Below are 13,283 nucleotides of genomic sequence, written 5' to 3'. Positions count from 1 at the left end.
TAAACAAGTTCAAATAAAATATTATGCCGAGAAAATAAATAGAAAAGCCTATAAAATAAATACTTTTCAAACTTAACTCGGCATAATAACTAACTCCACATAAGGAGGACCTCTGAGTCCAATCCTATCAAATATCTATCTAGATAAGTTTGATAAGGAATTACAAGCAAGAGGACTATGCTTTGTGAGATATGCAGACGATAGCAATATTTTCGTTAAAAGCGAGATGGCAGCAAATCGAGTAATGAAGTCAGTCACATCATGGCTAGAGAGAAAGCTATTCCTTAAGGTCAGTGCTACCAAAACAAAGGTAGTAAGACCAAAGAATAGTAATTTTCTAGGTTTCACATACTGGAAGAACTCATCAAAATGGGAATGCAAACCTACAAAGAAGAGTAAGAAAAGCCTGTATGATAAATGTCGAAAGGAACTCATTCGAAAGAAATGTGTAGCACAGACCAACGCTAAAACATTTACCAGGATAAACCAAATCATCAAAGGATGGATAAACTATTTCCGAATTGGAAGGATGAAGAACTTCATAGATGAATTTGGGCAATGGTTGAGGCACAAAATAAGGGTCATTATTCTGAAACAATGGAAATTACCATTGAGGATATATAAAAATCTACAAAAGCTGAATAAGAAATTACCTTATCACTTCAGTGATGAGCAAATCTATTCGGTAGCGAATACAAGACTTGGACTGTATAGACAAGCAAATGGGAATGTAGTTAACTTTTTACTTAATGCAGATATCCTAGCCATAAGAAAAGAGGAAAGACCTGGATTAGTCAATCCTCTTGCATACTATCTAAGATAGGTTGAATTAACATATAAATGTAGCGCCGTATACGAGACCCGTATGTACGGTGCAATTATCCAGAATTCTGGATAACACCACTTATCCCGAATTATTGATTATCCCGAAAAACAGGTTTTTCCAATGAAAAATCAAGTAAAATTCGGGATAATTTTTTATAATGGCTTCAGGAGGTAATCATTATGAAAATACTTATAACTGAAGCTGTCGAATCAGCTATGAATGCATTCTTTGATGCATTAGGCAATGATACTTATAAAGAACAGTATCGCTCAACTCATTTCAATCCCATTTTAGTAGAATACAAACGGATGGGAGAGGATTATTACGATGAAGCAGTCAATGATAATGTTGAGAAAATATATCAATCTTATCTAGAAGCTAATCAATTTGGTAAAAGAACATTTAATAAACGTCTAAGAGGTCTGAGAATTCTTAAAGAAGTAATAAAAACCGGCAATTTTAAATGGAAATTTAAAATTGCCAATGAAGAAATAGTTACTAATCTGTTTACAGAATCCATTGATCGTTATATTGGAACCAGAGATTTAAGTCCTCGTAATATAGACTTCGAAAAAAAGACATTAATTAAATTCTCTACATTCTTGATTGAAAATGGTGTATATAGATATCAGGACATAACTTACGACCACATTGTATCTTTTATCAAACTTGTATCTTTAACTTCACCTGGATCGCTTGATAAAGTAGCTACTGCATTATCTAAATATATGCGAAAACTCTTTGATGAACATCTCATCTTTAAGGATATTTCACATCTTATAAAGGTCAAAAGAGTAAAAAATGGAAAAGTTAAAAAAGCTGCAGATATTAATGATATCACAAAGATTTTAAAAATCATTGATAGAAATAGCTCTGTAGGTAAGAGAGACTATGCAATCATCGTTTTAGCTTGCTTTACAGGAATCAGGGCAGGAGATATCGTTAATATAAAACTTTCTGATATTGATTGGAAAAATAAAGAAATCCTAATCATTCAAGGAAAGACTAATTCTTATCTAAAATTACCACTCAATAATGATGCGTGTGCAGCTTTGGCTGATTATGTATTAAATGGAAGACCTGAGACTAAATCTGATAAGTTGTTCATCAGATCATTAGCACCATTTGAAGGATTCCGTGATGGTGTTTCGATAAATAATATATTAAGAAGAAGGTCAGCAGATGCGGGTGTAATGGTTGGTGGTACGAATACGATACATGGTATAAGAAGGATGATTGCGACCGAAATGATAAAGTCTGATCAATCAATTTATACAGTAGCCCAGATACTTGGTCACCAATCAATAAAACCATCTAGACAATACATCGATCTTGATGTAGAAGGCCTGAGAAAATGCACACTATCTTTTGATGATATACGAGGTGATAGACGATGAAATATTGCTGGGAATATACAGATGATTATCTTGAATATCGCAGTAGTTGTGGATTAGATACAAAAAACCCTAGATGGTATATTAAAGATTTTTCAAGATACCTTAAAGATAACTATCCCAATGAAACGATCATTACAAAGAAGATGGTGATTCCATGGTGTATCGCAAGACCGACTGAAAAAAGTTATAGTTTCAAAAAGAGGATGTCTACTCTCAGGCAGTTTACTATATTCATCTATTCGATAGGTGTTTGTGAGTTTATCCTGGATACAAGTTTTACTCCCAAAGCAGAACGCTATATCCCATATATTTTCACTGATCAGGAACTTACTGATTTATTTGATACAGCCATCAGAAACAGCGTTCAAGATCCGAGTTCATATAAGAAGCTAATTATATCTGTTATCTATCGGTTGATATTTTATTGTGGATTGAGGCCTAACGAAGGAAGAGAAATAATGATAAGCGACATCAATCTTAATGATAAAACGATCTTCATAAGAAGGAATAAAGCTCATAAGGAAAGAATCATACCGATATCTGATGATGTCAATGAAATGATCAAAGATTATATGCGAAAAGCTTCGGTATTTAAAATGAATAGTCCCTATCTGTTTAGCTCACCTAGGCTTGATAGTTATAAATCGACTTGGCTTAGGACAGAGTTTTTAAAATTATGGAAAGCGACTAAAGAGCCATCTAATATGACCAGAATTAGAGTGTATGATCTACGACATCGATTTGCAACGACGTTAATGATGAAATTTCTTGATGAAGGAGAAGACCTGAATAATATATTGCCTTACATGAGTTCTTATATGGGACATTCCAGCTTTGAAGAAACAGCTTATTATATTCATTTACTACCTGATAGACTAAAGACTTCAAAAGCTATCGATTGGGGAATAATGGAATCACTCATTCCAGAGGTGTTACCATGAAAAAGAACGAGCTGAAATATTTCAAGATGATTCGCGATTTCTTTGAAATCTTTCTCCCGAACCAAAAAGGGGCAAGCAAACATACAATTAAGAGTTATAAAATCTGTATGAATCAATTCTTGGATTTCGCTAAGGCTAGTTTAGGCATCAAACTCAGAGATTTTGATTTTAATCATACAACGATTGAACTTGTCGAGTCATTTCTTGAATATGGGGAAAATGAATATCATTGGTCAGCTAAGACTAGAAATCTAAAATTAGCTGCCATAAGATCATTCTACAAGTATTCTGCCAATCATGATATAACGTTAATCGATATTTACCTGAAACTTATGACGATTCCTATAAAATCTGTAACTAAAGGAATCATCATAGATTTCTTAAGTGAGAAAGAATTAGAATTTCTTCTCAGTCAACCTAATCAATTAAATGTCAAAGATAGAAGAAATCTCACGATGATGATTACTTTATATGATACAGGAGCTCGAATACAGGAATTATTAGATATAAGGCTCAAAGATATCTCTTTAGACTCATCTCCGCATATCGTTCTTAATGGTAAAGGAAGAAAGATGCGTATAGTTCCAATAATGGATAAAACAGTTGAGCATCTCAGGAAATATTTAGATAACTATGAGTTAACCAGTGAAGACCATGTCTTTTTTACATTTCATAACGGTGAACGAACAAAAATGAATCCTGACACAGTACAGAAATTTATCGATCGATACTGTATCATGGCAAATAATGCTGATTCAAGCTTTCCAAAACATATATATTGTCATATGTTTCGTCATTCTAGAGCTATGCATCTATACCGTAACGGTATGCCTCTTCCTCTGGTATCTGAATGGTTAGGTCATGCGCAGATTAACACCACTAGGGAATTCTATGCCAATGCAGATACTGAAATGAAAAGAAAAGCGATCAATGCAGCTTCATCCGTTATTGATATAACTAATACCAACACTAATGATTATGATTTTGATGATGAAGATCTTTTGAAAAAATTATATTCACTCAAGTAATAAAAATTATCCCGAATTTTACTTGATTTTTCATTGGAAAAACCTGTTTTTCGGGATAATCAATAATTCGGGATAAGTGCAATTATCCAGAATTCTGGATAACACCACCGGGCAAGCCGTTCGGCACACGGCGGTTCAAATCTATACTAAATATGTTTTAACTGATATTGGTCTAGTAATGATACTAGACCATTATATTTTAATACTTCATTCCTAAGTGCATAACTTAATGGTTGTGATATAGCTATCCTTGCATATCCTTTTCTTGAATACGCGGTTCTTGTTGCCCTATTCCTGCTCACTCCCAACTTCATCATCATCCTGATTCTCTTTTGGGATGTTTTCCATTGTTTCCATATGCACATTCTTATCCTGAATCGTAGCCAACCATCTATCTGCTTACACTTCATTTTAAAATTCCCTATCCTATAGTAGTTTATCCACCCTACTATGAGTTGTTTAATCTTTAGAAATCTATACTTTAGACTTACTGACCAGCTTCTTGATGTTAGCTTCTTTATTTTTGCTTTTAATTTTACTATTGATATTTCATGTGGCTTTGCCTTATATACTCCGCCCGCTTTATGGTCTTTGTAAAATCCAAATCCAAGGTACTTGATGTCATTTGGTTTGCTTACTTTGCTTTTGGTCATGTTCACTTTTAATTCTAATTTCTTTTCAATGAATTTTGATACATTTTTCATGACTCTGTCTGCTGCTTTTGATGAATGTACCAGTATGATACAGTCATCAGCGTATCTTACAAAGTGTAGCCCTCTTGCTTCTAACTCCTTATCAAGTTCATTAAGCACTACATTACTCAACAGCGGTGATAAGTTTCCGCCCTGTTGGGTTCCAATGACTGATTCCTTGAATTCATCATCAAGCATAATACCACTTACTAGAAACTTTCTTATCAGTGATACGATTTCTCCATTCTTGACATCCTTCATAATCAGTGAGATAAGCTTATCATGATGTACGTTGTCAAAGAATTTCTCCAGGTCTATATCGACTATCCACTCATATCCATCATTCATGTATTCAAGTGCTTTGATGATTGCCATCTCGCAACATCTATTTGGTCTGAATCCATAGCTTGAATCACTGAACAGTGGCTCATAGATTGGCGTTAGCACCTGCACTATGGCCTGTTGGATAACTCTATCAATGACTGTTGGTACTCCTAGGTTTCTTACCCCTCCATTATCCTTGGGTATTTCTACTCTTCTAACGGGTGAAGGCTTATACTTCCTTGTTCGTATCTGCTCTCTTATGGCATCTATATTTTCATCTAGATACCCCTTGAGTTCATTAACAGTCATTCCATCAATACCAGGTGCTCCCTTATTCCTTTTGACCTGTTTGTATGCTTTCATGATGTTTTCATCACTGAGCATTTCTTCTAATAATGTGTTATCAGTTTTCAATATTCGTTACCTCCATTTCTTCGCTTGCTTACGCACTAACTTCCACTTTCATCCGTTCTTTGTCTACTCATGGTACTAGTTTTCCTTATATCCCAAGACCATGCATAAGCACAATTTCTATTTCAATAACTGATAGATTTGTTCGGTCCTTCGCTCCATTTCCATTACAGAAACTTCCTTACTACTACGACCTCGGCTGACTTCTTGCGATTCGTTGTTACTAGGAATTTCTTCCATCACAAGACCTCCCGGGATAAGGTCATATCTCTTTCACTCCATATATCCGCCATATTTACATATAACAGTCCTATTCCGCAATCTCTTATGACTTCGTGTTGTTTTGCACACTCATCCCCGTTATATGCCTGATATGATTCGTGTTCCTTGGACCGGAGTTTTGCCTCCATCTTCTTTCAGATTCCACCTCACGACTGACACCCTTGATATTGGCTAGTGGTTGGCAGTTGCGACATCGCCCCCACAGTGGACTTGCACCACCTAGATATATGCCATGCCCGGCATACAAAAAAGATTATCCTATTTTATAAAATAAGATAATCTTAATTACAAATCAATCTTGTTTTATATAGCAAAAAAGATTGAAACATCATTTTAAATTATTATTGACGAAGCCGAAATGTTTTTGAGGCATAGCGATATACTAATGTACTAGCAATAATTATATAGACAATACAAAAAGTAATCATGATAAGTCCAAATACAAAAGCATTCATTTTTAAATAAATAAAGGCAAAACAAACCAAATAAGTTATTGACATAACAATGCTATAAGTACTACTCTTAGTTTCTGTCATACTATTATACGGTTGTAAAAGATAATAACAAGTCAGATAATGAATTGAAAAGAAAATACTTGTTGCAATAATACAAATAAAAACGATTGGATAAATCCATGGATTAGTATTTTTGTCAGTTATATATATTAAAAGCGGAAGCCCGATTGCTATAACCGATGCTGGCATTAAATTAATAATGATGATATCTCGTAAACGCAAATAAAATAAAGAAATAATAACATCTTTACGACGATAAAATGAATATGTCAGCATACTATGATCACAATTTCGAAACATTGCTTGAACAACTGATTTTCCAGAATTAAAAGAATAAATAATAAATACAAAATATGGTAAAAAATTTAATAATAAGCTATTAATTTCATAGTGTACTTTAGGAAAAGAAAGTAATGCTATGATTGCTGCAATCAATAAACCCAATGTAAAAATAGTGATTCTTTTAGCACTGCGCCATAATAATTTTTGATGACGTTTTACAAATAACTCATTAAAATAAGCATATCCTTTTTTCTTACTAGTAATTGATACATCATTACTAATAGAATCTAAATAGCTACTATTAGTAATTTCTTTTATTGAAGTATTAATATTTGAAAATTTTTGTCCTAATAAGACCTGATACATTGGCCGGTATAAAGAAAAATTATAGATATAAATAAACCCAATAATTCCTAAAGACATAATAGCCAATATAACAATACTTATAAATATCGGTAAAGCCAAACCGGTAATAAAAGGTAAATATGCTAATAAATAGCAAATTGCAATTATTGACCAGACTGCTTTAACCGGACTATTTTCGTTACGAATTTTTCCTTTTGTTTTATACTGATAAAGTGAATAACAACTAGAAATAATTTTAGCACCACAAACAGCTAGAGGTACTAATAAGCAAAAATACAGTGGTAACCCAAAAGTAATATTAGCATAAATTAAAAATCCTAAAAAACCAATTATAATTTTTAATAATTCATACAAATAATTAGTAATTGTATATTTAGCAGCATTCATACGCATTAAAATAATACTATAATACTTATCACGTCCTGGTTCAAAAAGACGATTATTACTAACAGCTCCCGCTATAGTTAAAAACAATAATATATTTAGAAAAAATGCCGGCTGTAAACTACTATCTATATTACTAAATAAAATCGGTATGATAAAAAATAATCCAAGATATAATCCTTTATATAAAAATATTGTAATAATCTCCCATAATAATGAAATAACACTAGCAATAGCTTTTAAACTCTTACTTGCATATAATGAAACAGGTAGAATTCTTTTTATTAATGGTAATTGTTTTAAGGAATAGATAATTGTATTGACCCGATAAGTAATTTGCAATCTAAAAGCAATCCAAAATGTTTTAATCATAATCTTCCTCCCTTAGCATTGCTAAAATCTTATCTTTAAATTCATCATTATCTAATTGATCTTTGGATACCTCTTGTAATTTACCATGATTTAAAATGACGATTTCATCACATAAATCCAATGCTAATTCCATAATATGAGTAGATAAAATCAAAATACAATCTTCTTTTAAATGACGTAAAACATTTTTCATTTCCTCAGCAACCACAACATCTAATGAAGTAAGCAGCTCATCTAAAAGTAAAACATTTGGTTTTAAAATAATATTAATCAACATTTGCATTTTATTTTTCATCCCATGAGAAAAATCTTTTAATAAGCGATCACGATCTTCTTTTTTTATATTAATATAATCAAAATACTCATCAATAGTTTTTAAATTAACAATTTGTTTTTCATTAATTTCTAAAAAGAATTTCAAAAACTCACGAGCAGTTAAAAACTCAGGAACAGCAGGTGTTGAAAGTACATATCCAATATCTTCGATTTCAAGACGTCTTTGATTATCATTTTCTTTTAATAGTACAGTTCCGTTATCCATTATTATATCTTGATTAAGACAATTAAATAATGTTGTCTTACCAGCTCCATTTCGACCTAATAATCCATATATTTTCCCCGATTTAAATGTATAATTAATGTCTTTTAATACTTCTTTTTTTTCAAAACTTTTTTGTAAGTGTTCAATAATTAATTCCATAGAATTCTCCTTATCCAATAATATATTTTATTATATCTTATCTATCGATATTTTAAAATCTATCATAATAAAAATGCCATATCATCCATAACTTTTCATTAAAAAGTTACTGATACAGCATTTACAATATCAATTAAATAATAACTTATCTATTCCAGAAAAAACATAGACCATTATAAGTATATTCATTACTTGCAGTAGCATCATGACTATAGCCTTCTCGTTGTAAAAATACTACATTTCCATCTGCCTTTGAAGTTGCCAGACGAAAAATATCATTTGATCCATCAGTCATTGCATTAATTTGATTTTTAAAAGAATTATAAGCAAAATCATCAGTACCAGATGCTGCAAAAATAAAGAAATCTTCAGGACCATAACCTTGGTTGCTTACTAGATCAGCCATATAATCACCATCTGAAGTATAGCTGCCACTCATTGGCATAAAATAACGAAAATAATCTAAACAATAACGAAGAGTACACCAAGTATTAACTGAACCCATTGAAAAACCGCCAAACCCTCTATAATCACGACTAGCTTTTAATCCTTCTGGTGTTGTTTCAGTAGCATAAGTACTATATTGACTTTCTACTGCCGGTATTAGATCATTAACTAATTCATTATGAAACTGATCAGTTAGCTGTAATGCTAAACTATAATCACTACTATCATTTTCACTAGTATTATTATAAGTTGGAAAAACAAGGATCATCGGCTGCATTTTGCCATCTTCTATAGCGTGATCTACTACATTTTTAAATGAACTAGGATTTTGAGCAGTTCCCGTTATCGTAGTTTCATTGCTCCAGCCACCGTGACTAAGATAAAATATATTATATTTTTGATCATTTGAATATCCATAGGGTAAATATACCCATGTATTTTTTTCTAGCGGCTGACTATGATCTTCATAGCTAAAAGATTCCCAAGTTTCATATGTCAGCTTATTTATTGTTCCTTGCTGTTTTGCAGGTGTTTCATAATTTTCTGGTATATATTCAAGTTCAATTGGAATAGTTCCACTTAATTGTCCACTTTCCATATCATTTACCTCACTAGTATTTGATTCATTACTTTCATTAATTGATCCACAACCACTTACCATACATAATACTATATACAAGATAACTACTTTAAAAGCTTTTCTTTTCATCATTTTATTAACACTCCTTCCATCTTTTACTACCATTAATCTAATTATCATAAAATATTGTTAATCTTTAGATTTGATAGTGTGATAAAGAATCTCGAAGCTGTCCTTGACAATACTTTTTAAGTAACTCTACTGGCGCACTAGCCCCATTTAAAATTCCCCAAGTCAAAACAATACCATAATACTGTGACACAATCGCATCAGATAGCTGTTTTACTGGTGTTTCTTTTGAAAGTTCACCAGCATCAATAGCCTGATTCAATAAATCACTTATGATATTATAGTCGTAAAGTAACTTCTCTTTTCCTCCTTGATCTTCTGGTTCTACTACAGTCTTTATCCATTGTTGACAAATTTTAAGACCAGTTTGCTCAATATATTCCATCGATCCAATTAGAAAAGAAGTAATTCGATCACCTATATCTCCATCTAATTCCACCGATCTTTTATAAATTTCATTATAATTAGATTTAGCAATCTCACTAACAACATCTTCTTTACGTTTAAAATAAGTATAGAAAGTTCCCTTTGCTACTTTGGCTTCTTTAGTTATATCGTCAATAGTAACATTTTTAAAGCCATTTTTTTCAATCAATCTTTTAGCTGCCGCAATTACTTTAAGCCGTGTTTGCATAGCAGCAATTTGTCTTTTACCCATCGCCAAAACGAACCCCCTTTCTTTTATCTTTATTTCAGTATAATAAGTCACTGACTTTAAGTCAGTGACTTATTATAAATCATTAATACAATATAATTATTATTTAACAAAAAAAGATAGCATCATTAGCTATCTTTTCCATTATTTATTATTCCATTACTCTAATTGCATGATATCCTTCATGAATTGCTGTTAAGATCTTTCTTGGTGCAACGGCATCACCAATTACAACAACTTTATCATCATACTCTTCTTCTAATAAATCTTCTAATTGATTATTAGGTTTAAATCCAGCTGCATTTAAAACAGTATCATAGCTAACTGTATGAACTTCACCGTCTTTTTCATATGTGATACTATCATCAGTTATTTTAGTAACTTTTGCTCCTGTTACAACATTTACACCACGATCTTTGATCATATTGCGCAAATGCTGATCATTATTTAAACAATGATTAGCTAAAGCTAAAATATCTGGCAACATTTCAATCAAAACAGTATTTTTACCTTGACCAGCTAAGTCGCAAGCAGCTTCACTACCAGCTAAACCAGCACCAATAATAACTACATTATCACCTGTTGTTACTTGATGAGTTAAATAATCAGTCGCTAATACTGTTTTTTCTATTCCTTCAATAGGAGGCATTGCTGGATTAGCACCAGTAGCTAAAATAATACGATCATAATCTAAACCTTTGATATTATCTTTAGTAGCCGCTTTATTTAAAGAAATATTAACACCTAACTTATGACATTGTGTTTCTAGATAAGTAATTAATTTTAATACATCAGCTTTAAAATCAGGTCCACCAGCAGGCCATAATGTTCCACCTAATTTATCAGCTTTTTCCCAAAGATCAACTTCAAAGCCACGTCTTTTAGCAGTAATTGCTGCTTCCATTCCTGCAGGTCCACCACCAATAATTAATACTTTTCGTTTTAATCCAGTATCTGCTGGTAAAGCATATTCTTTTTCAGCATAGCAAGTTGGATTTACTGCACAGTAATAATGTTTTCCGCTAAATCCAGATAAAAGACATTCATTACATCCAACACATGGAGTGATATCTTCAAGTTGATTTTTCTTAACTTTATTTACCCAATGTGGATCAGCAAGCATTTCATGTCCTAAACCAACATAATCAAGAATACCATCATTAACTACTTTTTCAGCTAATTTAGGATCAAATAATTTTCCATCCCCTAATACTGGTACACTGACAACATCTTTAATAGCTTTTTGAACATCTAATTTATGTCCAGGTTTTGAATAAACTGTCGTAATTGCCTGATACCATTCTTCATAACATCCAGTATCAACATGCAAAGCATCTACACCAGCTTTTTCTAATATTTTAGCCATTTCGATACCTTCGCTTAAATCTCTAAATCCTTCTACTCTTTGATCAGGAGTAAATTTAACTAATAGTGGTACTGTATCAGGAATATTCTTTTTAATTGCTTCAATACATTCTAATGTAAAACGCATTCTGTTTTCTAAAGAACCACCATATTCATCAGTTCTATTATTCCATTGTTTTGATTGGAATTGATCCAATAAATACCCACCATAAGCATGTAATTCAACCGCATCAGCACCAGCCATAACTGCAAGTGATGCAGAATATCCAACTTTTCCAACTAAGTATTGAATATCTTCTTTAGTAAATGGTTTACAAATTAAATCAGGAAACCAGAAAGACCCAACGCTACCAGCACTATAAGGTGGTGTAAAAGGATCAGTAAATTGTTGTCTACCTAATCCTGGTGACAATTGAACACATACTTTAGCACCATAATGATGACAACGATCAATTAACATATTTAATCTTTCTACATGATGAAAATCTGATAATTCTGTACAAGGACGTGGTTCATATTTTGTAGAAACAACATTAGCACCAGTAATAATTAAACCAGCTCCCCCTTTTGCTCTTTCCATAAAATAATTGATGGCATCAATATTATATGCACCATCCGCTTCACCAGTTGTCCCCATTGGTGACATAAATACACGATTTTTCAACTTCATTTTTCCAATATAAGTTTTGTCAAATAACACATTTTTCATAGCCGTTTTCCTCCATTTAATTACTTTACTCAAGTAAAGTATATCATTTACCATAGTAAATGTAAAGGGTTATAAAATAAACGTTTTACATATCTTCAAAATCATTTATAATATGTTTAGGTGATTTTATGACAACAAAAGATAAAATTTTAAAACAAACATATAAACTTTATCAAGAAAAAGGTTTTAATAACGTTACAATCCAGGATATTTGTAAAAAAACTAACATTACAAAACCAACTTTTTACAAATACTTTAAAAATAAAGAAGATACTATCATTCATTTATATGATGATATAACTAAAGAAATTTCTAGTAATGTTCCCCAACTAATATTAGCTAATAACTATTATGAACAACTATTACTTTGTTTTCTTTCTTTAGTTAAACAAAGCCAGGATATTGGCTTTGATATTATTGGTCAGATGTTTAAAATAAATCTTGATAATGATCAAGGAAGTTTTGATTTTAGAGATGATTTTTCAGCAATCTGTATTGCAATAACAAAAAAAGGACAAGAAGCAGATCAGTTTTTAAACAAACGTAATCCCTATGATTTATATAAAACCCTAAGCTATGCTTTTACCGGATTTGAAATGATGTGGTGTATAAAAAAAGGTGATTTTGATTTTGAAACAGAAGTAAAAAATGCTATTCAAACAATTTATCAAGTTGACAAAAAACTATATAAATAATTAAAAAGCAGTATATTTAAATGTATACTGCTTAATACTTTGGCTATTAATCACTTTTTATAGCCATTTATGCTTTTGTAATTATACATTGTTTTTTATAAAAAGATATTCCATAGCCAATTACATTTTCATATCCTTCATCACGTAATCCTTCAATATATCGCTTTTCAATAATCTGATTAC

Annotated in this window: 11 protein-coding genes; 5 read left to right on the top strand and 6 right to left on the bottom strand. The window is 31.6% G+C overall.

What is annotated here, in order from left to right; all coding sequences use genetic code 11:
* The first annotated feature begins 112 nt into the window (after nucleotides 1–112).
* From B5F09_RS13590 to B5F09_RS13575, 4 genes are all read left to right on the top strand, one after another.
* Nucleotides 113–823 (top strand): reverse transcriptase domain-containing protein, encoded by a 711-nt coding sequence (locus tag B5F09_RS13590; RefSeq protein WP_087374828.1) that lies wholly within the window; start codon nucleotides 113–115, stop codon nucleotides 821–823.
* A 182-nt stretch (nucleotides 824–1,005) separates the two neighbouring features.
* Nucleotides 1,006–2,223 (top strand): tyrosine-type recombinase/integrase, encoded by a 1,218-nt coding sequence (locus tag B5F09_RS13585; RefSeq protein WP_087374825.1) that lies wholly within the window; start codon nucleotides 1,006–1,008, stop codon nucleotides 2,221–2,223.
* Complete coding sequence (locus B5F09_RS13580) at nucleotides 2,220–3,164, top strand: tyrosine-type recombinase/integrase (protein WP_087298341.1); 945 nt, start codon at nucleotides 2,220–2,222, stop codon at nucleotides 3,162–3,164. Before B5F09_RS13585 ends, B5F09_RS13580 begins: the two co-directional genes overlap by 4 nt.
* On the top strand, nucleotides 3,161–4,192 hold the full coding sequence (locus B5F09_RS13575; RefSeq protein ID WP_087246126.1) for a tyrosine-type recombinase/integrase: 1,032 nt from the start codon (nucleotides 3,161–3,163) through the stop codon (nucleotides 4,190–4,192). The genes B5F09_RS13580 and B5F09_RS13575 overlap by 4 nt, the downstream gene beginning before the upstream one ends.
* 146 nt (nucleotides 4,193–4,338) lie before the next feature.
* On the opposite strand, the gene ltrA is transcribed toward B5F09_RS13575, so the two are convergent.
* From ltrA to B5F09_RS13545, 6 genes are all read right to left on the bottom strand, one after another.
* Nucleotides 4,339–5,622, bottom strand: coding sequence for a group II intron reverse transcriptase/maturase (ltrA, locus tag B5F09_RS13570; RefSeq protein WP_204215348.1), 1,284 nt, complete (start codon nucleotides 5,620–5,622; stop codon nucleotides 4,339–4,341).
* 620 nt (nucleotides 5,623–6,242) lie between these two features.
* Complete coding sequence (locus B5F09_RS13565; protein ID WP_087374824.1) at nucleotides 6,243–7,820, bottom strand: hypothetical protein; 1,578 nt, start codon at nucleotides 7,818–7,820, stop codon at nucleotides 6,243–6,245.
* Nucleotides 7,813–8,520, bottom strand: a complete 708-nt coding sequence (locus B5F09_RS13560; protein ID WP_087374822.1) for an ABC transporter ATP-binding protein — start codon at nucleotides 8,518–8,520, stop codon at nucleotides 7,813–7,815. Before B5F09_RS13560 ends, B5F09_RS13565 begins: the two co-directional genes overlap by 8 nt.
* Before the next feature lie 145 nt (nucleotides 8,521–8,665).
* Nucleotides 8,666–9,679 (bottom strand): esterase family protein, encoded by a 1,014-nt coding sequence (locus B5F09_RS13555; protein WP_158095860.1) that lies wholly within the window; start codon nucleotides 9,677–9,679, stop codon nucleotides 8,666–8,668.
* 64 nt (nucleotides 9,680–9,743) lie between these two features.
* Nucleotides 9,744–10,334: a TetR/AcrR family transcriptional regulator gene (locus B5F09_RS13550; RefSeq protein WP_087374818.1), complete on the bottom strand. Its 591-nt coding sequence runs from the start codon at nucleotides 10,332–10,334 to the stop codon at nucleotides 9,744–9,746.
* A gap of 148 nt (nucleotides 10,335–10,482) precedes the next feature.
* Complete coding sequence (locus tag B5F09_RS13545) at nucleotides 10,483–12,405, bottom strand: NAD(P)/FAD-dependent oxidoreductase (protein ID WP_087374816.1); 1,923 nt, start codon at nucleotides 12,403–12,405, stop codon at nucleotides 10,483–10,485.
* Nucleotides 12,406–12,533: 128 nt separating this feature from the next.
* On the opposite strand from B5F09_RS13545, the gene B5F09_RS13540 reads away from it, so the two are divergent.
* The gene (locus tag B5F09_RS13540; RefSeq protein ID WP_087303326.1) at nucleotides 12,534–13,100 is read left to right on the top strand and encodes a TetR/AcrR family transcriptional regulator; all 567 of its coding nucleotides are present in this window, start codon (nucleotides 12,534–12,536) and stop codon (nucleotides 13,098–13,100) included.
* The last annotated feature ends 183 nt before the right edge of the window (nucleotides 13,101–13,283 follow it).

The sequence above is a fragment of the Erysipelatoclostridium sp. An173 genome (genome assembly GCF_002160495.1).
Taxonomy (GTDB): Bacteria; Bacillota_I; Bacilli_A; order Erysipelotrichales; family Coprobacillaceae; genus Thomasclavelia; species Thomasclavelia merdavium.
Note: the sequence above shows the minus strand (reverse complement) of the source record. Positions and strands in the feature narration are given on the sequence as shown.